Annotated in this window: 22 protein-coding genes; 14 read left to right on the top strand and 8 right to left on the bottom strand. The window is 73.0% G+C overall.

The annotated features are described in order from the left end of the window. Nucleotides 1-90 precede the first annotated feature (90 nt). Nucleotides 91-828 carry a YcnI family protein gene (locus ACJ6WD_RS05925; protein WP_233657318.1) on the bottom strand — a complete coding sequence of 246 codons (738 nt, stop codon included), beginning with the start codon at nucleotides 826-828 and terminating at the stop codon, nucleotides 91-93. 170 nt (nucleotides 829-998) lie between these two features. Next, nucleotides 999-1,829 (bottom strand): hypothetical protein, encoded by an 831-nt coding sequence (locus ACJ6WD_RS05920; protein WP_331249357.1) that lies wholly within the window; start codon nucleotides 1,827-1,829, stop codon nucleotides 999-1,001. A gap of 269 nt (nucleotides 1,830-2,098) precedes the next feature. Here ACJ6WD_RS05920 and ACJ6WD_RS05915 point away from each other — a divergent pair, with 269 nt between their 5' ends. Further along, nucleotides 2,099-2,581 (top strand): ATP-binding protein, encoded by a 483-nt coding sequence (locus ACJ6WD_RS05915; protein WP_233657320.1) that lies wholly within the window; start codon nucleotides 2,099-2,101, stop codon nucleotides 2,579-2,581. A gap of 121 nt (nucleotides 2,582-2,702) precedes the next feature. On the opposite strand, the gene ACJ6WD_RS05910 is transcribed toward ACJ6WD_RS05915, so the two are convergent. Further along, complete coding sequence (locus ACJ6WD_RS05910) at nucleotides 2,703-2,828, bottom strand: hypothetical protein (protein WP_267952428.1); 126 nt, start codon at nucleotides 2,826-2,828, stop codon at nucleotides 2,703-2,705. A 140-nt stretch (nucleotides 2,829-2,968) separates the two neighbouring features. On the opposite strand from ACJ6WD_RS05910, the gene ACJ6WD_RS05905 reads away from it, so the two are divergent. Next, the gene (locus ACJ6WD_RS05905; RefSeq protein WP_331249356.1) at nucleotides 2,969-3,169 is read left to right on the top strand and encodes a hypothetical protein; all 201 of its coding nucleotides are present in this window, start codon (nucleotides 2,969-2,971) and stop codon (nucleotides 3,167-3,169) included. A 385-nt stretch (nucleotides 3,170-3,554) separates the two neighbouring features. On the opposite strand, the gene ACJ6WD_RS05900 is transcribed toward ACJ6WD_RS05905, so the two are convergent. Beyond that, nucleotides 3,555-4,184, bottom strand: coding sequence for a type III effector protein (locus ACJ6WD_RS05900; protein WP_233657322.1), 630 nt, complete (start codon nucleotides 4,182-4,184; stop codon nucleotides 3,555-3,557). 126 nt (nucleotides 4,185-4,310) lie between these two features. Between ACJ6WD_RS05900 and ACJ6WD_RS05895 the strand changes: the two genes are divergently transcribed. The 7 genes from ACJ6WD_RS05895 to ACJ6WD_RS05865 all read left to right on the top strand — a co-directional run bounded on the left by ACJ6WD_RS05895 (nucleotide 4,311) and on the right by ACJ6WD_RS05865 (nucleotide 9,705). Further along, entirely contained in the window at nucleotides 4,311-4,742 is a 432-nt protein-coding gene (locus tag ACJ6WD_RS05895; protein WP_233657323.1) for an Hsp20/alpha crystallin family protein, read from the top strand. Between the two features lie 97 nt (nucleotides 4,743-4,839). Beyond that, nucleotides 4,840-5,235 carry a DUF2267 domain-containing protein gene (locus ACJ6WD_RS05890; RefSeq protein WP_233657324.1) on the top strand — a complete coding sequence of 132 codons (396 nt, stop codon included), beginning with the start codon at nucleotides 4,840-4,842 and terminating at the stop codon, nucleotides 5,233-5,235. A gap of 62 nt (nucleotides 5,236-5,297) precedes the next feature. Next, the gene (locus ACJ6WD_RS05885) at nucleotides 5,298-5,741 is read left to right on the top strand and encodes a DUF2267 domain-containing protein (protein WP_407615251.1); all 444 of its coding nucleotides are present in this window, start codon (nucleotides 5,298-5,300) and stop codon (nucleotides 5,739-5,741) included. Between the two features lie 649 nt (nucleotides 5,742-6,390). After that, a complete protein-coding gene (locus tag ACJ6WD_RS05880) occupies nucleotides 6,391-6,903 on the top strand; it encodes a hypothetical protein (protein ID WP_376439246.1) in 513 nt (170 codons plus the stop codon). 100 nt (nucleotides 6,904-7,003) lie between these two features. Beyond that, nucleotides 7,004-7,849 (top strand): DUF4097 family beta strand repeat-containing protein, encoded by an 846-nt coding sequence (locus tag ACJ6WD_RS05875; RefSeq protein ID WP_233657327.1) that lies wholly within the window; start codon nucleotides 7,004-7,006, stop codon nucleotides 7,847-7,849. A 72-nt stretch (nucleotides 7,850-7,921) separates the two neighbouring features. Further along, nucleotides 7,922-8,920, top strand: a complete 999-nt coding sequence (locus ACJ6WD_RS05870; RefSeq protein ID WP_407615250.1) for an ATP-binding cassette domain-containing protein — start codon at nucleotides 7,922-7,924, stop codon at nucleotides 8,918-8,920. Next, nucleotides 8,917-9,705 (top strand): ABC transporter permease, encoded by a 789-nt coding sequence (locus ACJ6WD_RS05865; RefSeq protein ID WP_407615249.1) that lies wholly within the window; start codon nucleotides 8,917-8,919, stop codon nucleotides 9,703-9,705. Before ACJ6WD_RS05870 ends, ACJ6WD_RS05865 begins: the two co-directional genes overlap by 4 nt. A 90-nt stretch (nucleotides 9,706-9,795) precedes the next feature. Here the strand turns inward: ACJ6WD_RS05865 and ACJ6WD_RS05860 are convergent, their stop codons facing one another. Together ACJ6WD_RS05860 and ACJ6WD_RS05855 are read right to left on the bottom strand one after the other, a co-directional pair. After that, on the bottom strand, nucleotides 9,796-11,085 hold the full coding sequence (locus ACJ6WD_RS05860; RefSeq protein ID WP_407615248.1) for a hypothetical protein: 1,290 nt from the start codon (nucleotides 11,083-11,085) through the stop codon (nucleotides 9,796-9,798). Between the two features lie 25 nt (nucleotides 11,086-11,110). Continuing rightward, nucleotides 11,111-12,253, bottom strand: a complete 1,143-nt coding sequence (locus ACJ6WD_RS05855; RefSeq protein ID WP_308401739.1) for an SPFH domain-containing protein — start codon at nucleotides 12,251-12,253, stop codon at nucleotides 11,111-11,113. A gap of 305 nt (nucleotides 12,254-12,558) precedes the next feature. On the opposite strand from ACJ6WD_RS05855, the gene ACJ6WD_RS05850 reads away from it, so the two are divergent. The 3 genes from ACJ6WD_RS05850 (at nucleotide 12,559) to ACJ6WD_RS05840 (ending at nucleotide 16,097) form a co-directional block, all read left to right on the top strand. Beyond that, complete coding sequence (locus tag ACJ6WD_RS05850; RefSeq protein WP_233657331.1) at nucleotides 12,559-14,220, top strand: FAD-binding dehydrogenase; 1,662 nt, start codon at nucleotides 12,559-12,561, stop codon at nucleotides 14,218-14,220. After that, a complete protein-coding gene (locus ACJ6WD_RS05845) occupies nucleotides 14,217-15,059 on the top strand; it encodes an SDR family oxidoreductase (protein WP_407615247.1) in 843 nt (280 codons plus the stop codon). Before ACJ6WD_RS05850 ends, ACJ6WD_RS05845 begins: the two co-directional genes overlap by 4 nt. A gap of 312 nt (nucleotides 15,060-15,371) precedes the next feature. After that, nucleotides 15,372-16,097 (top strand): TetR/AcrR family transcriptional regulator, encoded by a 726-nt coding sequence (locus ACJ6WD_RS05840; protein ID WP_376439253.1) that lies wholly within the window; start codon nucleotides 15,372-15,374, stop codon nucleotides 16,095-16,097. Nucleotides 16,098-16,138: 41 nt separating this feature from the next. On the opposite strand, the gene ACJ6WD_RS05835 is transcribed toward ACJ6WD_RS05840, so the two are convergent. Together ACJ6WD_RS05835 and ACJ6WD_RS05830 are read right to left on the bottom strand one after the other, a co-directional pair. After that, on the bottom strand, nucleotides 16,139-17,608 hold the full coding sequence (locus ACJ6WD_RS05835) for an aminopeptidase P family protein (RefSeq protein ID WP_233657375.1): 1,470 nt from the start codon (nucleotides 17,606-17,608) through the stop codon (nucleotides 16,139-16,141). Between the two features lie 154 nt (nucleotides 17,609-17,762). After that, on the bottom strand, nucleotides 17,763-19,559 hold the full coding sequence (locus ACJ6WD_RS05830; protein ID WP_376437712.1) for a SpoIIE family protein phosphatase: 1,797 nt from the start codon (nucleotides 19,557-19,559) through the stop codon (nucleotides 17,763-17,765). 551 nt (nucleotides 19,560-20,110) lie between these two features. On the opposite strand from ACJ6WD_RS05830, the gene ACJ6WD_RS05825 reads away from it, so the two are divergent. Both ACJ6WD_RS05825 and ACJ6WD_RS05820 read left to right on the top strand, forming a co-directional pair. Then, a complete protein-coding gene (locus ACJ6WD_RS05825; protein ID WP_037683460.1) occupies nucleotides 20,111-20,821 on the top strand; it encodes a bifunctional DNA primase/polymerase in 711 nt (236 codons plus the stop codon). A gap of 223 nt (nucleotides 20,822-21,044) precedes the next feature. Beyond that, nucleotides 21,045-21,611, top strand: a complete 567-nt coding sequence (locus ACJ6WD_RS05820; RefSeq protein ID WP_233657335.1) for a hypothetical protein — start codon at nucleotides 21,045-21,047, stop codon at nucleotides 21,609-21,611. The last annotated feature ends 23 nt before the right edge of the window (nucleotides 21,612-21,634 follow it).

Raw genomic sequence — 21,634 nt, 5'->3', positions numbered from 1 at the left:
GTGTTCTCGGATCGACGGGTGCGTACCGGAGGGTGCCGGACCGGCGCGTGGGGCGCGCCGGTCCGACCGGGTCCGGTCGCGGGGTGCGGATCAGGCGTTGCGGCGACGGCCGGCGAGCACGCCGAACGCGACGCCGACGATGCCGACGACGATCCCGCCGACGGCCAGCACCCGTGCCGTGGTGTCGCTGGTGGACGCCGGGGCGGCCGTGGCGTCGCCCTTGGCGCCGCTCTTGCCGTCCGCCGGGTCCTGGGCGTCGGCCGCGGTGAGCTTGAGCACCGGCGCCGGGTTCTGCGGCTCCGGGCCGCCGGGCTTGGCCGGCTCGATCCAGCGCACGACCTCCTTGTTGTCGTACGTCTGGAGGGCCTTGAAGACGAGCTGGTCGGTGTCGCTGGGCAACTGGCCGACCGAGAGCGGGAACTGCTGGAACTGCCCCGGCTCGATGCCCTTGCCGTCCGCGGTCCAGGTGATCTTCGAGGGGGCCTCGTTGACCTTCTCGCCCTCCATCTCGACGGGCTTGGCGAGCTTGGACTTGGTGATGTCGACCTTCCAGCCGGGCACCGGCTGCGGCATGACGGACGTCAGCGGGTGGTCGGTCGGCAGGGAGACCTCGACCTTCACCGTCGAGGCGTCGTCGCGCTCGTTCGGCACCTTGATGTTGACGGTGGCGAAGCCGCCCTTGGGGGCGGTGCCGGGCTGCACGGTGACGTGCGCGAAGGCCGGGCCGGCCAGCAGCAGCACGCTGCCGGCCGCGATCCCGCCGACGACGGGGAGCCGGCGGGCCAGGCGCCGCGCCGAGGACGACGCGCCGCCCGAAATCTCTGACATACCGGACTTCTTGGTCATGTGGACGCTCCACGAGGAGAAGGGAGGAAACGACTGCGGGGTGACGTGGTGCGGTGCCCGGCCTCGGGACGCACGGCCGCCGCGCGCCGCCGTCCCTCCCCGTGGTCCGTCGTGGTCCTCGGGGGTTCCTCGGGAGCGTGCTGCGCGTGGCGTCAGGCCGCGAGGGCCAGGCGGTCGGCCGACGGCGGGCCGCGTCGTATGACGCTGTGCTGGAGCGCCGGGTCCCGCGGACCGGGCGCGTCCCCGTGCGTCGAGAGGGCGCGCCGGCCCTCCTCCTGCGCCGCGCCGAGCGCCGCGAGCAGCGCCCGGACCAGCGTGAGCGAGCGGCGCACCGCGCCGACCAGCGCCCGGGCCGCGACCTCGCGCGCCGCCGGAGCGGACAGCCGCACCAGCCGCCACAGCGCGGCCTCGCCGCGCCGCAGCAACAGGCCGAGGCCGAGCGCGGCGAGCAGGTGCCCGAGCAGCATCGGCAGCGACGGGGCCAGGCAGCCCGCCATCATCGGCGCGCCGGCCCCGCCCGTCGGGTGCCCGCCGGCGCCGATCAGCCCGGCGTTGCCGGCCAGTTCCAGGCCGCCGGGGCCGAGCAACTGCCGTGCCGTGCCGCCGTCGAGCCGGACGCCCTCCAGCCCGCACGTCAGGTGCCGGGCCAGTGCCACCGCGGCCTCGTCGGAGAGGCCGGAGGCCCGCCCGGACAGGGCCGGCATCGGGTGCTGGCCCATCGCGAACAGCGCGTGCAGCGCCAGTTGTCCGACGGCCAGTCCGGCCGCGATCCCCGGCAGCGAGCGCTCCCGGCCGGCCAGCGGGGCCACCACCGCGAACACCGCGACCGCGGCGAGCCCCAGCGTCCACAACGGCACCGCGGCCATCGAAGCGGCCATGTGCCCGGCCGCGGACAGCGTGACGCAGGCCGCGGTGAACACCGCGGCCCGAAGCAGCCGCAGATCGGCGGCTGCCCGCGCTGTGGGGACGGAGGGGGCAGTCATGGCGGGCGCCATCATCCCACTGCCCCCGTTCGTCGCGTACGGCAGGGTTTCAGCGGCTACCCGCACGGGCGGCTCACGGGGCGCCCACCAGAGGCGTCCGGAGTCCCGCAGCGGGCGCGCGGCGGCGCACGCCCGGCACCACGCCTACACCTGTGCGCTCACTTTTCGCATCCGCCGAATGAGCGGTATCACGTCCCGAAGACGCTTACCGACCTTGCGGCCCGGCAATAGGTATCGGTATGTCGAGCCGTGGCCGGGAGGCGGGAGAGATGAGCATCTGGTGGTCCCTCCACCTGCGTCGGGAGGCCGCGAGCGTGCCGCTCGCCCGACGGCTGCTGCTGGGCGCGATGGAGACCGCCGGCGTCGACCCGGACATCTGTTACGACCTCTCGGTCGCCCTCTCCGAGGCGTGCGCCAACGCCGTCGAGCACGGGGGCGACGTCACCGACGACTACCGCGTCACCGTCTACATCGACGGCGACACCTGTCGCATCGAGGTCACCGACTCCGGACCCGGCTTCGGCCCCGCCGCCCCGCCCCATACCGCCGCGGACCGCGCGCTGCCGCCGGTCCCCGTCCCCGCCCCCGCGCAGGCCCCCGGATACGCCGAGGACGGCCGGGGGCTCTTTTTGATCGAGGCGCTCACCGACCACGTGCAGTACCGCAACCGCACCGGGCGGACCGGCGCGGTGGTCAGCTTCGACAAGATCCTCAAGTGGCGGGAGGGCGCGGCGCTTCCGATGGCGTCGTGAGTGGTCGAGCATGGGAAGTGGGCCATCGCCTGCTGAAACCCGCTGAGCTGCGCTGATTCGGCCCATGGTGCTCAGCGAACGGCTTGCGGATCGGCGCCGCGGATGATCACGGCCTGCTTCTTCAGTTCGACCTGGCAGAGGACAGCGCGGCCACGAACTCGTCCAGCTCTCCGGTGTAGACGATCACTTCTTCGTCTTCGGCCGGTGGGGCGAAGACGAAGAAGTCGTCGAGTGCTTCGGAGGTCACGGTGAGGGCGTTGGCGTCCTCACGTTGGTTGCGCTCGGTGAGGCGCCGGAGCAGTTCCTCCCGGTCGGCGGGGAGGTAGACGACGAGGGGGTGGCCGCCCGCTTCACGGGCGGCCTGTGCGGGGGCTTGTCCAACGCCCCTTGGAGATCACGGTGGAGACCACGGCCCTGACCGGCGAAACCGTGGCCACCGTGTATGAACGCGGACTCGCCCGCCTCGTCCATCACGAGATCGACCTCGACGGGCTGCTGTACACCACCCGCATGCGAACCGGCGTCGCGCCGATCCCCGTGGAGAACTACCGGCAGACCGGCCGCGATTGGATCCATGACGGCGCCTGACAGCACTGGACGCCGGTGCGGACTCGCCACCACGATCCATGCCATGGACGGACGAGCTGCGCTGCCTCCGGTACCTGGCTGACGGCCCTCACGTCTCCCTCGACGGGTGGAGCTACTGCCGTGACCGCAAACGATCACCGGCGTGGTGTGCCGGCTGGGTGTCGGTGTCCGTTCCTCCCGGACACTGCATCCGTGCGCCGGCGCTAGCTGGGCAGTGGAGGAATGCGTTGGTCAGTGACAGCGGTATCTGTCCAGTCCGACCTTGCACGTTCGGCTCGCGGGCTCCGTAAGCGCACTGTCGCGCCTTGGAGTTCCTTCCCCGCCGTCGTGTGGACCGGACGAGCTTGAGGTGGCCGTGGAACAGAAGCGTGCGCGCTGGGCGGGGTCAGGGGGGTGTGAGGGCGTCGAGTCGTGCGGCGAGGTCGGGGTGCGCGGTGGTCAGGTGGGGGCGCGTGGCGGTCAGGGGGGCGACGAGGTCGGTCGGGTCGTCCTGGGCGAGAGCCGCGTGGAGTTCCCTGAGCGGGTGTCGGGCCGCGGGGGGCAGGTCGGTGAGTGCGGTGATCTGACCGGCGAGGCGGCGCAGGTCGGCCGCGTTGGCGCGGGCCCAGGTGGACGTGGTGCGTTCGGCGGCGCGGGCCTGGCGGGTGGCCGTCACACGCTGTTCGCCGGTGGTCCCCACCGGGCCGGGACGGCCGCGCAGGTAGCGGCGCTCGGCGGCCTGGCGGCTGGCGACGCCGAGGGGGTGGGCGAGGTCGGCCCAACTGGCGCCCGCGTCACGGGCGGTTTCGATCAGGCCGGTCTCCCATCCGGCGAGCTGCTCGCGGACCTGCCGCAGCAGCATCAGGGAGGCCAGGGCCTGCTCCGGGGCCGGCCCGGGGCCCGGGGTGTCGGGAGGCTCGTGCCGGGCGGTGTGCAGGGCGTCGTCTATGGCGTTGAGGGCCGCCGCGGCGGCGAGGAACGACGCCGGGCTGTGGGCGTCGGTGCTGGACGAGGACGGCTGGTTGGCTGGAGTCACGGGCACCTCCCTAGCTGTCATCATGTCGACGACATCGTGTTTGTCATCCATTGGATGACATGTTACAACGGTGTCAGTGAGGCGCATTGGCAGTAACTGCCTGAACCTGCTGGAGGTGTTTTCACGATGTTGATGCGCACTGACCCCTTCCGTGAGCTGGACCGGCTGTCCCAGCAGCTGATGGGCCCGGGTACCTGGTCGAAGCCGTCGGCGATGCCGATGGACGCCTACCGCGAGGGCGACCAGTACGTGGTGGCCTTCGACCTTCCCGGCGTCACCGCCGAGGCGATCGACATCGACGTCGAGCGGAACATGCTCACCGTCAAGGCCGAGCGTCGGCCGGTGACGAAGGGCGACGACGTGCAGATGGAGCTGTCCGAGCGGCCACTGGGTGCCTTCTCCCGCCAGATCATGCTCGCCGACACCCTCGACACCGAGCACATCACGGCCGACTACGACGCGGGCGTGCTCACCCTGCGCATCCCGATCGCCGAGCGGGCCAAGCCCCGCAAGATCTCCATCGGCGTCGGATCCGGCCACAAGGAAATCTCCGGCTGACACCAGCCGGACGGGTGCGGAGGACGGGCACCCTAAATCCCCCTCAGCCCGCCCTCCGCACCCCCTGGGCAGTTTCGAAGAAGGGGCGGCGGACGAGATGACTCTGCGACGCGAAGCGTTCCTCGACCACGTGACCGAACGCGGCGAGTACGGCACCGTGGAGGAAGCCGAACGCGCGGCCCGGGTAGTGCTCGCCCTGCTCGGCGCGCACCTGGTCGGCGAGGTCCGCGCCCAGCTCGCGGCCCGCCTGCCGGAGGGATTCGCCCTGATCCTGCTCAACCCGCTCCAGAGCGCCGAACCGCTCACGCCGGAGCGGTTCGTGCGGGCGACGGCGGCCTGGATCGAGGGCGCCACCGAGCAGACCGCGACCTGGGACGTCAGCGCCGTGCTGTCCACGGTCGCCGACACGGCCGGCGACGACCTGCTGGGGCAGATCCTGCTCCAGCTCCCCGCCGGCTACGACCTCCTTTTCGGCCGCCCCCAGCCCACCTGACCCACACCTCGGTGCCACATCGGCATCACCCGACCCTGGCTCCACGAAAGGCATGCAGCGCAGTGATCACCGACGTGCACGGACCGCTTGAGCACCAGCAGCCGTACGGGGCGGCGTATGAGCAGATGCTGGAGAAGGTCCGCTACGAAGGCGCCTACCCCACCCGTGAGAAGGCCGACGAAGCCGTCCGCCTGGTCCTTGCGGGGCTGGGCCGCCAGCTGACCGGCAACGAACGCGTCGACCTGGCCGCCCGCCTGCCCCTGGAGGCCGCACGCGTCCTGACCGCACAGATCCCCGCCACCCAGCCCCTGACCGGCTGGGCCTTCGTCAAGGACCTCGCCGCCCGCCGCGGCGCCTCCATGGCCACCACCCGCTGGGACACCGGATCCGTCTTCTCCGCCGTCGTCGCCTACGCCGGCCCCGACCTGATCACCCGCATCCTCCACCAACTCCCCAGCGGCTACGCCCTGCTGTTCGGCCAAGCCGAACTCAACCCCGCCGCATAGACAGGCCGTGTCCTCTCGCCGCCCGGGGAGCGTGGGACACGGTGACGCGTGCACGGGCCGTACGGCCAGACCCCACGAGCCCCGCAGGTCGTCTACGGCGACGTACGCCACCTCGACCCCAACCGCCGGCGGCCCGGCGGAGCCGCCCCCCAGCCGGCAGCCACTGCGGGGCATGGTGCGGACGACCGGCCCCAGGCTGTTGAACGAGCCAAGAAACGCGATCTCCCTCGACAGCCGACTGTCCCGCCGGGTGCGTACCGCAGCGGGGCAGGCCCGCCCTATCCGGATGTGCTGTCCGCGGGCACACCCAGGGCACAACACACCGAAAAGCCCTGCGGACCAGTGAGAACCACCGAGCGTAGTTTTCCCTGGTCCGCAGGGTTTTCGCGGCAAAACCGCAGGCCAGCCCCCGCCCCACCCCATGTGGCCTCCAGCACCCTCTGGCGCCACGTGGCGTCACTTGGCGCCATTCGGTGCCACCCAGTGTCGAAGTGGCGCCCCGAAGGGCGGTGGGGGTCTGTGGTGCCACCCTGGTGCGTAGCGATTTTTTCTGTGTCTTCGCAGGTCGGGGGCGTTTCGGTGGTGCTCGCCCGACGTGCGGTGCCATGAGGGCTTGCGTGTGGCGCCATCGTGGTGCCACTATGACGTCATGGACCTCACGCCGTATGTCGACTCCCTCCACCGTGAACTCGCGGTGGCCGCCGAAGCCGGAGGGGACGAAGCCCGCGAGCTGGCCGAGCGGCTCACCGCCCCGCTGGACTCGGCCGCCCGGCTGACGATGCTCAACGTGCTCTCCGCCGCGATGGACGAGATCACCCGCGAACTCGCCCCCGGCTCCGTCGACGTACGGCTGCGCGGGCTCGACCCCGACTTCGTGGTGACGCCGCCGCCCACCGACGTCGCCGCCCCCCAGCCCATCGCGCCCGTCGAACCCCTCGGCGCCCCGGCCCCCGCCGACGGTGACGACGGCGGCACCGCCCGCGTCAACCTGCGCCTGCCGGCCCACCTCAAGGCGCGTGCCGAGGAGGCCGCGAGTCGGGAGGGCCTGTCGGTCAACGCGTGGCTGGTGCGTGCCGTTTCGGCCGCGGTCGGCGGCGGCCAGGGGCGCCCGGCGGAGAAGGCCCGCACGCTCGGACAGAGCTTCACGGGCTGGGTGCGCTAGCCGCGCCGGCGCCCGCCCGCCCCGCTCCACGCACCCCGCTCCACCCACACCACGTCCCACCAGCGGGGACGACTCCACGACCCAAGAGGACGGTACAGCCATGCCTTCTTTCGACACCCCCGAGCCGATCGCCGCCGTCGCCCACGTCGAGGCCGGTTCCCTCCAGTTCACCGCGGGCGACCGCACCGACACCGTCGTCGAGGTGCGCCCCCGCGAACCGAAGAAGGACCTGGACGTGCGGGCGGCCGAACAGACCGAGGTCACCTACGCGAACGGCGTGCTGACCATCCGGACGCCCAGGCCGCGCTACCGCATCGGGCGCCACGGCGTCGTCGACGTGACGGTCGAGCTGCCGGCGGGTTCGCGGGTCGACATGACCGGCGCCTGGACCCAGGTGCTCGGCGAGGGCCGGCTCGGCGAGGTCCGGGTCAAGACCTCCGCGGGCGACGCGCGCTTCGACTCCACCGGGCCGCTGCACCTGACCGCGTCGCACGGGTCCGTGACCGTGGACCGGGTCGAGGGCGCGGCCGAGATCACCACCAGCTCCGGCAGCCTGCGCATCGGCACCGTCGACGGCTCCGCCGTCCTGAAGAACTCGCACGGCACGACGAGCGTCGGCGCGGTCACCGGTGACCTGCGGGTGAGCGGTGCCCACGGCGACGTCGACGTCGCCCGCGCCGAGGGCTCGGTCACCGCGACCACCGCCTACGGCGCCCTGCGCATCGCCGAGGCCGCCCGCGGCACGGTCCAGTTGGAGACCAACTACGGCGCCATCGAGGTGGGCGTCCGCGAGGGCACCGCCGCCTGGCTCGACGTCAGCTCCCAGTCCGGTCAGGTGCGCAACACGCTCACCGCGTCCGAGAGCCCGAACGACGCCGAGGAGACCGTCGAGGTCCGCGCCCGCACCAAGTGGGGCAACATCGACGTCCGCCGCGCCCGGGCCTGAGCACCGACCCGCCCGCCCCACCCCACCCCTCTCACGTCCCAGCCAACCTCACCCTTCGAACGGGAGGGCTCCATGTCCGCTGCTGTCATGAACGCGCCAAGGTCGTCTTCGGGTGCGCAGCCGTCCGTCGCCGTCTCCGCCACCGGGCTGCGCAAGTCCTACGGCGACAAGACCGTGCTCGACGGCATCGACCTGCACATCCCGGCCGGTTCCGTGTTCGCGCTGCTCGGGCCCAACGGCGCCGGCAAGACCACCACCGTGCAGATCCTCTCGACGCTCCTCGCCGCCGACGGCGGACAGGCCCGCGTCGCGGGCCACGACGTGGCCGCCGCACCGGACGGGGTGCGCGCCGCGATCGGCGTCACCGGGCAGTTCGCCGCGCTCGACGACCTGCTCACCGCCGAGGAGAACCTGCTCCTCATGGCCGACCTGCTGCGCCTGGGCAAGCGTGAAGGGCGTTCCCGCGCCCGGGAGTTGCTCCGGCGCTTCGAGATCGCGGACGTCGCGCAGAAGCGGGCCGCGACCTTCTCCGGCGGCATGCGCCGCCGGCTCGACCTCGCGATGACGCTGGTCGGCGATCCGCAGGTGATCTTCCTCGACGAGCCGACCACCGGACTCGATCCGCGCAGCCGCCGCACCATGTGGGACACCGTGCGCGCGCTGGTCGCGGGCGGCACCACCGTCTTCCTCACCACCCAATACCTGGAGGAGGCCGACCAGTTGGCCGACCGGATCGCCGTGCTCGACGGCGGTCGGATCGTCGCCGAGGGCACCGCCGACGAGCTCAAGGCGCGGATCCCCGGCAGCCACGTCCGGCTGCGGTTCACCGACCCCGCCGCGTACGAGCGCGCGGTCGTCGCCTTCCCCGGCGCGGTCCGCGACGACGAGGGCCTCGCCCTGCGGGTGGCCGGCGACGGCGGCCTCGACGCGCTGCGCGCCCTGCTGGACCGGCTCGACGCCGCCGGGATCCGGGCCGCGGACTTCTCCGTGCACACCCCCGACCTGGACGACGTGTTCCTCGCCCTGACCGGCACCGGCACCCCGCACCCCGTGAAGGAGACCCAGCGATGAGCACCCTCGCGCACGCCGCGCACGACTCGATGACGATGCTGCGGCGCAACCTCAAGCACGCGATCCGCTACCCGTCCGTGGGGTTCGGCACCGCCGTGATGCCGATCCTGATGCTGCTGCTCTTCGTCTACGCCTTCGGGGACTCGATCGGCGCGGGACTGCCGGGAGGCGGGGGACGGGACGCGTATCTGGAGTACCTGACGCCCGGCGTCATCATCATGGGGGTGGCGGCCGGTTCGATGTCGACCTCGATCGCGGTCTGCTCCGACATGACCGAGGGCATCATCAACCGCTTCCGCACCATGAACATCACCCGCTCGTCGTTCATGACCGGACACGTCATCGGCAGCGTCCTCCAGACCATGGCGTGCACCGTGCTGGTGGTGGGCGTCGCGCTGGCCCTCGGCTTCCGGTCCCGGGCGACGCCGCTCCAGTGGCTCGCCGCCGCCGGTCTGCTCGCGGCGATCGCCTTCGCGGTGACCTGGCTGTCGACCGCGCTCGGCCTGCTCTCCAAGACCGTCGAGTCCGCGAGCAACAAGCCGCTGCTCATCCAGTTCCTGCCGTTCCTCGGCTCGGCGTTCGTGCCGGCCGCCTCGATGTCACCGGGGCTGCGCTGGTTCGCCGAGAACCAGCCCTTCACGCCGATGACCGAGGCGCTGCGCGGTCTGCTCTCCGGCTCGGAGATCGGCAACAGCGGCTGGCTCGCGCTCGCCTGGTGCGCCGCCATCTCCCTGGTCGGCTACGTCTGGTCGCGCGCGCTGTTCAACGGCACCACCAAGCGCTGAGGGCCCGTCGGCCCCTGCCGGACCACGCGCGAACGCGGCGCTCACGAGGGTTCGTGAGCGCCGCGTCGACGTCGTGGTGGGCGTCGTGGGTCAGTGGCGGTGCATGTTGTAGACGACCAGGAGCGTCGTCACCACGGCGGCCACGAGGAGGACCGTGAAGGCGATCTTCCACGGGCTGTAGGGACGGTCCCCGGTCACCTCGCCGGTCTCGGCGTTGACCATGACCTGCCACTGCTTGCCGTTGTAGACGTACGAGGCGAACCACACGGGCAGCAGCAGGAGCTTGTAGGTCACCGACCCGTAGTTGGTGTCCACCGAGTGCAGCCGCTGCCGGTCACCGCCGATGTCCCGCTTGCAGTCCTTCTCGATGACCTTGGCCATCTTCTGCTGGGCGTTCTGGAAGCCGGCCTCCGGCTCGACGTCGTACCGCAGGGTCCGAAAGCCCGCCAGGTACGCCTCCTGGTAGGCCACCGCCTGCTTCAGCGGCCAGGGCTCCAGTGCCTCCAGCCGGTCGGCCGGGACGTGCCCGACACCGGGGATCAGGACGTCGTCGAAGAACCGTTGGACGGTGCCGTTGACCCGGTACCAGCGGACCTTGGTCTCCTTGTTGTCGCCGGTGCCGACGGTGTACTCCTCGCCGCGTTCGCCGCTGTAGGCGGTCGCGGTCGCGGCGTCGTACGTCCAGTGCGGCACGTACGTCCCGTGCAGGGTCTCCGCCGCGTTCACCTTCTTCAGGCTGTTCGGCGCGAACCAGCGGGACTTCGCCCACTTGCCGAGGTTGTCGTGCACGTCCCGCTTGTTCACCCGGAACGGCACCAGGCCCTCGGGCACGATCCGGTCCCCGGCGGTCGAGGCGACCAGGGGCGTGGCGCAGAACTGGCAGCGGCCGGAGAGCGCGGAGGTCTCGTTGGCCGCACCGCAACCGGGGCACGTGAGGACCTGCCCGCCGGCCGCCGTCGGCTTGGGCGCCAGGCCCGCCAACTCCTCCCAGGCGTGCTCCCGCACCTCGCGGTTGACGGGCGCGATGGGCTGCTCGAACCGGCAGTTCGGGCAGCGCAGCACGTTGGTGCCCGGGGCGTACTCGGCGGTGGAACCGCAGCTCGGACACGCGTAGGACTGCGGCTGTTGCCCGCCCTGCCCGCCCTGTCCGTCCTGCCCGTCCTGCGGGGGCTGTTGCTGCTGCTGGTACGGCTGCGGCGGCTGCTGTTGCGGCACCTGCTGGTACGGCTGCGGCGGCGCCTGGGGCGGGTACCCCTGTGGCGGTGCCTGCTGCGGGTACCCCTGCTGGGGCGCCGGCGGCGGGTACCCCTGCGGAGGCTGCTGGGGATGGGGCTGTTGGGGCGGATACGGCTGCTGCGGCTGGTACGGCTGGTAGCTCATGGGGTCACGGCCTCCTGGCGGTGCGTCACGCCTGCGGCGGCAGCGGCGGCGGGGTGGCACGGAAGTGCGGGGCGAGCTCCGGCACGTTCTCCACGGGCTGCCACGCCGCCATCCCCTCGCGCCAGGCGAGCATGCCGCGCCGGACCGCGCCCGAGCCGATGTGCCCGGTGAACGTCGCGTGGTCGTAGGGGCCCTGCTGCTGGCCGTCCACGGCGACGTACCACTGGTACTGCTGCTGACCGGGCAGCGGCGGCGGCACGGCCGCGCCGCCCGGGGCGGGGGCGGCCGGCGCGGCGGGCTGCTGGCCCTGCTGGGGCGCGAACGCCTGCGCCAGCTGCTGACCGGCGGCCATGCCCAGCCCCAGGCCCACGCCCTCGCCGGCGCCGCCGGGGTTGTTCGCCGCGTCCCGGACCGCGTCCGCGGCCTGGAGGCGCGCGTAGTTGTCGACGTTGCCGATGATGCCCATGCGGCTGCGGGCGTCGATGGCCTGCTCGACCTCGGGCGGCAGCGAGATGTTCTCGATGATGAACTTCGGGATGGACAGGCCGTGCGAGGCGGCCAGCTCGTCCGTCAGTGCCTTCGCCAGGCGGTCGCCGAGCTCGGCCTGGCGCGCGGCGAGGTCGAGCATCGGGATGCCCGAGCTGGCCAGCAGCGTGCCGAGCCGCCCCACGATCAGCTGCCGCAGGTACTCCTCGACCTCTTCGGTGCGGAACTGCGGGTCGGTGCCGGCGAGTTCGGTGATCAGCCGGCCCGGGTCGGTGACCCGCGCCGCGTAGCCGCCGAACGCCCGCAGCCGGACCATGCCGAACTCGGGGTCGCGGACCGTGACCGGGTTCTGCGTGCCCCACTTCAGGTCCGTGAACTGCCGGGTCGTGACGAAGTAGACCTCCGCCTTGAACGGCGAGTGGAAGCCGTACTTCCAGCCCTGGAGCGTCGACAGGATCGGCAGGTTCCCGGTCTGCAGCTCGTGCATGCCCGGCGCGAAGACGTCCGCGATCCGGCCCTGGTTGACGAAGACGGCGGCCTGCGACTCGCGCACGATGAGCTTGGCGCCCATCTTGATCTCGTTCTCGAAGCGCGGGAAGCGCCACACGAGGGTGTCCCGACTGTCGTCGGTCCATTCGATGATGTCGATGAATTCGCCGCGTACGCGGTCCATGAAGCCCACGCCAGGTCCCCCCAGTTCGCTCCGGCCGCCCCGACCGGACCGCTGCCGGCGGTGACGACGACGGAGTACGTCCGCTCGGATGTCCCGTTCATAGTAGAAGCCGGACCTGTGGCGCCGCGGTGGTGGTGCGGCCGTCGCCCCGGGGGGTGTCCGCCCGGTGGTCCTTGTTGCGGCACCGACCCATCGGATACGTTCCTGTATCGGTTGTTACGGGCATGGACGCGACAAGGTTGTCGGCCGGGTGTCGACGGCCGCCGCGAACCGTAGAGGAGCTCCCCCATGAGCGAGCGCAACGAGGTGGCGGAATGAGCGACGACGCCGACGTCATCGTCGTGGGTGCCGGACTGGCCGGGCTGGTCGCCACCTACGAACTCACCCGTGCGGGGCGCCGGGTGCTCGTCGTCGACCAGGAGAGCGAGGCCAACCTCGGCGGCCAGGCGTTCTGGTCGCTGGGCGGGCTGTTCCTGGTGGACAGCCCCGAGCAGCGGCGGGCCGGCATCAAGGACTCGCCCGAACTGGCGCTCTCCGACTGGCTGGACTCCGCCGGCTTCGACCGGGACCGCGAGGACCACTGGCCGCGGCAGTGGGCGCAGGCGTACGTGGACTTCGCGGCGGGCGAGAAGCGCCGCTACCTGCACGACCTCGGGCTGCGGCTGATGCCGACCGTCGGCTGGGCCGAGCGCGGCGCCGGCCTGGCGACCGGCCACGGCAACTCCGTCCCCCGCTTCCACCTCACCTGGGGCACCGGCCCCGAGGTGGTCCGGGTCTTCGCCGAACCGGTGCGGGCCGCCGCCGAGCGCGGGCTGGTGGACTTCCGGCACCGCCACCGGGTCGACGAACTGATCGTGGAGGACGGGGCCGCGGTCGGGGTGCGCGGCAGCACGCTCGCGCCGTCGGACCTCCCGCGCGGGGTGGCCTCCGGGCGCGAGACGACGGGCGAGTTCGCGTTCCGGGCGCAGGCGGTGGTGGTGACCTCCGGCGGCATTGGCGGCAACCACGCACTCATCCGCGAGAACTGGCCGGTCGACCGGCTCGGCCCGGCCCCCAAGTCGATGATCACCGGCGTGCCCGCCTCCGTGGACGGGCGGATGCTGCAGATCACCGAACGGGCCGGCGGCTCCCTGGTGAACCGCGACCGGATGTGGCACTACACCGAGGGCATCAAGAACTGGGACCCGATCTGGCCCGACCACGCGATCCGGATCATCCCCGGCCCGTCGTCGCTGTGGCTGGACGCCACCGGACGCCGGCTGCCCGCACCGCTCTTCCCCGGCCACGACACCCTGGCCACCCTGCGCCACATCGTGCACACCGGCCACGACCACACCTGGTTCGTGCTGACCCGCTCCATCGTGGAGAAGGAGTTCGCGCTCTCCGGCTCCGAGCAGAACCCGGACATCACCGGCAAGGACCTCAAGCTCGCGCTGGCGCGGGTGAAGAAGGGCGCACCCGGCCCGGTCCAGGCGTTCCTCGACCACGGCGCGGACTTCGTCGTCCGGCGCACCCTGCGCGAACTGGTCGCCGGCATGAACGCCGTCGAGCCGTCGGCGCCCCTCGACTACGCGACGGTCGAACGGGAAGTGCTGGCCCGGGACCGGGCGGTGGCGCACCCGTACTCCAAGGACCTCCAACTGATGGCGGTGCGCAACGCCCGCGAGTACTGGCCCGACAAGCTGACCCGGGTCGCCAAGCCGCACCGCCTCCTCGACCCGGCGCACGGCCCGCTGATCGCGGTCCGGCTGCACCTGCTGACCCGCAAGACACTGGGCGGCCTGGAGACCACCTTGGACTCGCAGGTGGTCCACCCGGACGGCACGCCGTTCGCCGGGTTGTACGCGGCCGGCGAGGTCGCCGGCTTCGGCGGCGGCGGGGTGCACGGCTACAACGCACTGGAGGGCACCTTCCTGGGCGGCTGCATCTTCTCCGGCCGCGCGGCGGGGCGGGCGCTGGCCCGCGACCTGGCGTGAGCGCCCCCGCGACGGGCCGGAGCCCGGCCGGGGCGGGCGACCGCGGCGGGCGCACCGCGCTGGTGACCGGGGCCTCCTCCGGCATCGGCGCCGCGGTCGCCGCGGCGCTGGTCGCCCGCGGCTACCACGTCCTGGGCACCAGCCGGGACCCGTCGACGGTCGCCGCGCCGCTGCCCGGCGTCCGCTACCTCCCGCTCGACCTCGCCGACGAGGCCGGCATCGAGGCGTGCGCCACGGCGGCGGGCCCGGTGGACGTGCTGGTCAACAACGCCGGCGAGAGCCAGAACGGGCCCTTCGAGGAACTCCCGATGGCCGCGGTCCGCCGGCTCTTCCAGCTGAACGTCTTCGGCGCCGTGCGGCTCACCCAGCTCGTGCTGCCGGGGATGCGGGAGCGCGGCCACGGCAGGGTGGTGATGATCGGCTCCATGCTGGCCAGCTTCCCGCTCGCCTACCGCTCCTCCTACGTGGCCGCCAAGGCCGCGCTCAAGGGCTTCGCGGACGCCGCCCGGCGGGAGGTCGCGCCCTACGGCGTGGCGCTCACCACCGTCGAACCGGGCTCGATCGCCACCGGCATCAGCGCCCGGCGCACCCACTACGTGGCGGACGGCTCGCCGTTCGCGGACGAGTACCGGACGATGCTGGCCGCCCTCGACGCCAACGAGGCGCGCGGCATCCCACCGCAGAAGGTCGCGGCCACCGTCCTGAAGGCGATCGAGGCGGACCGCCCCCGGCCGCACTACGCCGTCGGCAGCAACGCCCCCGCGGTCTTCCTGCTGCGGCGGCTGCTGCCCGACGCGACGGTGCAGCGGATGGTGGCCCGGCGGCACGGGCTGCGCTGAGCGGGCCGCGCACGGCGGGCCGGGACGGTCCCCAGGACCAGACAGACCTGGCGGACCGGGGGAACCGGGCGACAACGGGCGGAACCCGCAAGAGCCGGAAAACGGCTGGAAATCGCCGTTGGACGAAGGTGGACTGCGCGGTCTCGCGAGAGGAGGACCTCCCCCGCGGCGTCCCCTTTCCCGGCGAGACCAGCGCGGCACCCCGATTAACGCGAAGTTGCTCGCGTTAATCTGTCCTGGACAATACTTGGCCAGAACCCGCACTGCAATCCGCGCTGCGATCCGTACCACGACCCCCGTAACGGAGCCGCTGTGACGACCGCGCACCAGGCCCCGGGCGAGACCCGCCCCGGCGGACGAACGGCGCGTACCCGCCGAGCCGTACTGACCGCCGTCTCCGAGGAGTTGGCCGACGGCGGCTTCGCCACGCTCACCATGGAACGGGTGGCCCAGCGCTCCGGGGTGCACCTGGCGACCCTCTACCGCCGCTGGCGCAGCGTGGACAAGCTGGTCTGCGAGCTGCTGACCGACATGAGCAGCGGGGTGCCGCTGCCCGACACCGGCACCCTGCCCGGCGACCTGCGCGCGCTGGCCCACGGGATAGGCCGGTTCTACGGCGCGGACCGGACCCGCGGCCTGATCGAGGCGGTGGTCGCCGCCGCGGCCCGCGACCCCCAGGCGGCCACCGCGCTGCGGGACTTCTTCGACGAGCGGCTGGTGCTGGCCGGCGAGCTCGTGCGGCGCGGCATCGCGCGCGGCGAACTCCCCGCGGACACCGACCCCGAAGCGGTGATGGCGGCGCTCGGCGCCCCCTTCTACTACCGGATCCTGATCGCCCGCCGCCCCGTGGAGCCCGGCCTCGCCGAGTCCACCGCCACCGCCGTGTGGGCCGCGGCGCGGGCGGGCGCCTACGCCACCGGTGACCGCCGGCCGGCCGGCACCCCGGAGCGCACCGGCCCGGAGCACGACGGCCCGGACGACGACGGCCCGGACGACGACGGCCCGGACGACGACGGCGCGCCGGGGCGGGGGGACTGAAGCCACCCGCTCCGGCGCGCCGTTGACGTTGCGCGCGGGGCCTACTTGCCGAGCAGGCCCGCCATCCACGCCTCGACCTCGTCCGACCGGCGCGGCAGCGCGGCGGACAGGTTGCGGTTGCCGTCCTCCGTCACGAGGATGTCGTCCTCGATCCGGATGCCGATGCCGCGGTACTCCTCGGGGACCGTCAGGTCGTCCGCCTGGAAGTACAGGCCGGGCTCGACGGTCAGCACCATGCCGGGCTCCAGCGTGCCGTTGACGTAGCTCTCGGTGCGGGCCGCGGCGCAGTCGTGGACGTCCAGGCCGAGCATGTGGCCGGTGCCGTGCAGGGTCCAGCGGCGCTGCAGGCCCAGCTCCAGGACGCGCTCCACCGGGCCCTCGACCAGGCCCCACTCGACCAGCTTCTCGGTGAGCACCCGCTGGGCGGCGTCGTGGAAGTCCCGGAAGCCGGCGCCCGGCTTCACCGCCGCGATGCCGGCCTCCTGGGCCTCGTGGACCGCGTCGTAGACCTTGCGCTGGAGGTCGGTGTAGCGGCCGTTGATCGGCAGGGTGCGGGTGACGTCCGCGGTGTAGAGGGTGGTGGTCTCCACGCCGGCGTCGAGCAGCAGCAGGTCGCCGGAGCGGACCGCGCCGTCGTTGCGCACCCAGTGCAGGGTGGTGGCGTGCGGGCCGGCGGCGCAGATGGAGCCGTAGCCGACGTCGTTGCCCTCGACGCGGGCGCGCAGGAAGAAGGTGCCCTCGATGTAGCGCTCGCTGGTCGCCTCGGCCTTGTCGAGGACCTTGACCACGTCCTCGAAGCCGCGCACCGTCGAGTCGACGGCCTTCTGCAACTCGCCGATCTCGAAGTCGTCCTTGACCAGCCGGGCCTCGGAGAGGAACACCCGCAGCTCTTCGTCCCGCTCCGCGGTGACCTTGTCGTGCAGCGCCTGCTCGATCGGGGCGTCGTGGCCGCGGACGACCCGTACCGGGCCGGTGGCCTCCTTGAGCAGCTCGGGCAGCTCGCGGACGTCCTTGCAGACGACGCCGAGCAGCGCCGCGGACTCGTCGAGGCTGTGGCGGCGGCCGACCCACAGCTCGCCCATGCCGTTCAGCCAGAACTCGCCGTTCTCGCGGTCGGAGCGGGGCAGGCGGTAGAGCGTCTCGTCGTGGCCCTCGGCACCGTCGCCCCGCGGTTCCAGGACGAGGACGCTGCCGTCCGTCTGGTCGCCGGTGAGGTGGACGTACTCGGTCGAGGCCCGGAAGGGGTACTCGGTGTCGTTGGAGCGGGTCTTCAACAGGCCCGCGGGGATCACCAGGCGCTCGCCGGGGAAGCGCGCGGAGAGCGCGGCGCGGCGCCGGGCGGCGTGCGACGCCTGGGCGATCGGCTCCAGGTCGCGCAGTTCGGTGTCGGCCCAGCCGCCCTTCATGTTCTCGGTGAGCTCATCCGATACGCCCGGGTACAGGCCGTTCTTGCGCTGCTTGATCGGCTGCTCTTCCTCTTCCGGGGTCTCCGGAGTGAGCTCGTCGGTCACCATGCCTCCTTTTAAGGCTTTTCAGACTGCACCGCATTCCATCGTAAGTGCGAGCGGAATGCGGTCCAGGGGTCTGACGAGGTGACCTGTCCCGCACGCCGGTCCCGGGGGCCGGGCGCCGCCGCGCCCACCCCCGTGACCTGCGGTGGCGCCGTTACTCCTCGAAGTACGCCGCGAGCAGAACCACGTCCTCCTCCGAGGACGGGTCGTCCAGCCCCTGCGGCAGCATGGCCCGCACGACGTGGTCCACCACGGCCTCCGGGTCGTGCCGGCTGGCCCGGGGGACGCCGGCGGCCGCGGAGTGCAGACGGGCGAACGCCCGGTCCATCGGCTCGCCGGTGCGGTGCAGCAGCCCGTCGCTGTACAGGAGCACGGTCTCGCCGGGGGCCGGTTCGATCTCCACGCTGGGCGCCTCCCAGCAGGCCAGCATGCCCAGCGGCGCGGACAGCGAGGTCTCCACGAACTCCGCCCGCAGGTCGCCGAGGACCAGCGGCGGGCAGTGGCCGGCCCCGGCCAGCACCATCTTGCGCGGCGCCGGCCCGCCGATCCCGGCCGGCACCGGGGGCCCGCCCGGACCGCCCGGCGGCTCGGTGAAGGCGAACAGCGCGGTGGCGCTCCGGGCCGGCTCGGTCAGCCGCATCAGCAGTTCGAGATCGGAGAGGACCGCGACCGGGTCCTCGCCCTCCATGACGGCGTAGGCCCGCAGCGAGGCCCGCAGCCGCCCCATGGCGGCCACCGCGCTCGGGCCGGACCCGGTGACCGAGCCCACCGCCAGACCCAGCGCGCCGTCCGGCAGCGGCAGCGCGTCGTACCAGTCGCCGCCGCCGCACGGCCCGGTGGCGTGCCGCACCGCGAGCCGGACGCCGGGGATCCGCGGCAGCCGGCGGGGCAGCAGCTCGTCGCGGAGGGTCCGGGCGGCCTGCCGGCTGCGGTGGAGTTCGAGCAGCCGGGCGAGGTGTTCGGCGGCGTGCGCGCGGTAGAGGCCGACGAGGTGGCGCCGCCGGTCACCGGGTTCGGCCGGTTCGTCGTACAGCCAGACCGCGGCGCCGATCCGGCCGACGGGGCCGGCGGTGAGCGGTACGGCGTAGCTGGCGGCGTAGCCGAGTCGGGCGGCGACCTCGCGCAGCCGCGGGTCGAGGTCCTTCTCCCCGGGGATGTCCGGTTCGGCGATCTCGGTGCGGGCCTCGGCCCCGGCGTCGTCGCCCGCGCCGGGCTCGGGGAGGCCGTCCAGTATCCGCGCGTACGACAGGGCGCGGCGCGGCACGGTCTCCAGGTGGCCGATCTCGGCGTGGCCCAGGCCCAGCCCGACGGTGGTCTTCGGGCCGAGGCCGTCCTGCGGCGCCAGCACGACCAGTCCGCGCCGGGCGCCGACGAGGAAGGCGCCGGCCCGCAGGAGTTCGCGCAGCGCGTCGTCCAAGGTGCGGGTGCGGACGAGGCGTTCGGTGAGGTCGTGCAGGGTGCTGAGGTCGGAGATCCAGCCCGCCAGCCGGTCCTGGACGGCGGCGATCCGGTCGACGGGGGAGGGGCCGCCGGCGGCGCCCGGTGCGTCGGGGCGGGCGTCGTCCTGCGCGGCGCCGGCGGTGCCGGACGGGCCGTCAGCGGAGGCGTCGGAGGCGGGATCGGTGGAATCGGTGGAATCAGAGGGATCGGCGGGATCGGTGGGAGGCGCCGTCACACGAGGGTCGGCAGTGTGCGCCGGGGCGGGAAGCGCTGGTTCGATTCCAGCCACTTTCGGGACGTGGGGGGCGCTCATGGCCGACGACCTACGAAGTGACCGAAAAAAGCCCAGTTCAGGCCGCGATGTGACGGGGAGTGCGGCTTTTTGTTGAGTGATGTTGTGCGGTCGTGCGGTCCGCTCAATGTCCTCAATAGCATCGCAAACCCCCATGTCATGCTGCTCCGCTATCAATGCCTCCACATGTACACGCACCAGCAATGTGATGTCCAGCACTGTCCCCTTGGGGTTTGTGGTGTCAGCGAGGTCTGTAGATTGGCCTGAAAAAAGCCCCCCGAGCGTCAATTTGAGGTCTGCTGGCGGCGATCAGCAGCGCGTCATATCCATCGTGGCGGGTACGTACTCGGATAGGTGCGGGGGCAGTTGGAGCCGCACCGGAACTCTCCGGCCGGCCCCGGCGTCCTATACGGCGACCACCGCGACGCACTCCCCAGTGGCGGGAAGGCACCACCGGAAGCGCAAGCGCCATGCGCGCGCCACCCTCCGCCACGTTCCACGCCCGGTGTACGGCGTGATGCGCTGCCTCGTACACGCGGTGACCCGATCGCCACGTGTGGTGATCGAGCGCGAACGACCTCCGGGTCGCACAACCAGGCCGGCCGGCCGAACCGCACGACCGGGCCGCAGCACCACCCGCACCACTCCGCACCGGCCCGGAACAGCACAACGGCAATTGCGAAACGGCACGCACCTACGGTGTGTCCAGCTCATCGGCGTGCAGTGCGAAGGACCCAAGCCCTCGGCGTAACGGAAAGGAACGAGCGCTCATGCGCGAGATCCTCGGAAGGCGACGCAAGCCCCTGTTCCGGCGCAGCGGGAGGTCGGCGCTCCTCGGTGCGGCGCTCCACTGCGCCACCGAGTGGCAGTGGCCCGTCCTCCCTGGCGTCGGGCTGCGACCCGCCGGGCGGCAGCAGGCGGGCGGCCGGCTCGGCCTCGGCGAGCGGGCCCCCCGCCGCTGCAACTGCCCCGACGCCGACTGCGCGGTGCCGGGGGCGCACCCCTTCGACCCCGCACTGCTGGCGGCGACCACCGACGCCCGCATGGTGCGGTGGTGGTGGAGCAACCGCCCGGACGCGCCGGTGATCCTGGCGACCGGCGGCCGGGCACCCTGCGCGGTGAGCCTGCCGGCCGTCGCGGGGGCCCGGGCGCTGGCCGCGCTGGACCACTTCGGCGTCCGCACCGGACCCGTGGTGGCCACCCCGACCCGCTGGTCGCTGCTCGTATCGCCGTACGACCTCGCGGAGTTGGGCGAACTGCTGAGCTCCCGGGACTGGGTGCCGAGCTCGCTGCGGTTCCACGGCGAGGGCGGCTACCTCGTGCTGCCGCCGTCGCCGACCGGCGCCGGCAAGGTCCGCTGGGAGCGCCCGCCGGCCAGCACCCAGGCCGCACCCTGGCTGCCGAAGGTGGCCACGATCGTCGACGCGCTGGTGACGGCGAGCACCAGCACCCCCGACGGCGGCAGCCGGCTCGCCTACTGAGCACCGCCGCACCGCACGCGTCCACGGGTGGCCGGAAACGCGTAGTTCCGGTTCACCCGTAAGGGTGTGAGCTGTCCCGATTCCTCCGGGAATCGCGGTCGAGGGCGCCCGGTGCCGCCCCGGTTGCCCGATAGGTTCGAGGCGCACCGCCCGCCGCGCCGCGGGCGGCACCTTCCCCGTGCCACACCTCCGGCATACCTCGTCACCTCCGCAAGTGGGTTCCATGCAGCGTGCGCGGATTCTCCGCCTGATCGGGCTCGCCGGCACCGCCGTGCTCGCCCTCGCCGTCCCCCTGGCCGCCGCGACGGCCGGGCCGGCGGACAGCCTCCTCCCGCCGGTGGTCCCGGACGCCGGCCGCGACCCCGGCTCGCCCGGCCCGTCGGCCGCCTCCGGCGACCCGCTCACCGAGCTGACCCGCCCCCTCCTGGCCCGGGGGCGCACCACCCACTGCGGCCCCGAACTCACCGCCCGCCCGGGGATCACGGCCCAGACCTGCGTCCTCGCCGAGGCCGGCCGCACCTGGGCGCGGACCTTCTTCCACAACTCCACGGGTGAACCGCTGCGCGCCGCGTTGACGCTGCTGCGTCCGGACGGCCGGAGCGTCCAGGCGAACTGCGCGGTACCGGCGGACGGGGCGCCCGGGGTGTGCGAGACGCCGGACGGTCCCACGGCGCGTGGGGCGCGGCTGCCGTACGGCGCGGTGGCGGAGTTCTCGGACCTGGCGGGGGAGCGGCTGCTGCTGCGCTCCGGCGGCAACTGGACGCCGGACGGCGGGAGTTCGGGGCGCTGAGGGCCCGGCCCTGCGAGGGCGTG

Source organism: Streptomyces sp. VTCC 41912, from assembly GCF_045799175.1.
GTDB classification, from domain to species: domain Bacteria; phylum Actinomycetota; class Actinomycetes; order Streptomycetales; family Streptomycetaceae; genus Streptomyces; species Streptomyces albulus_C.
The sequence above is the reverse complement of the archived record's forward strand: the minus strand, read 5'-3'. Positions and strand labels throughout refer to the sequence as shown.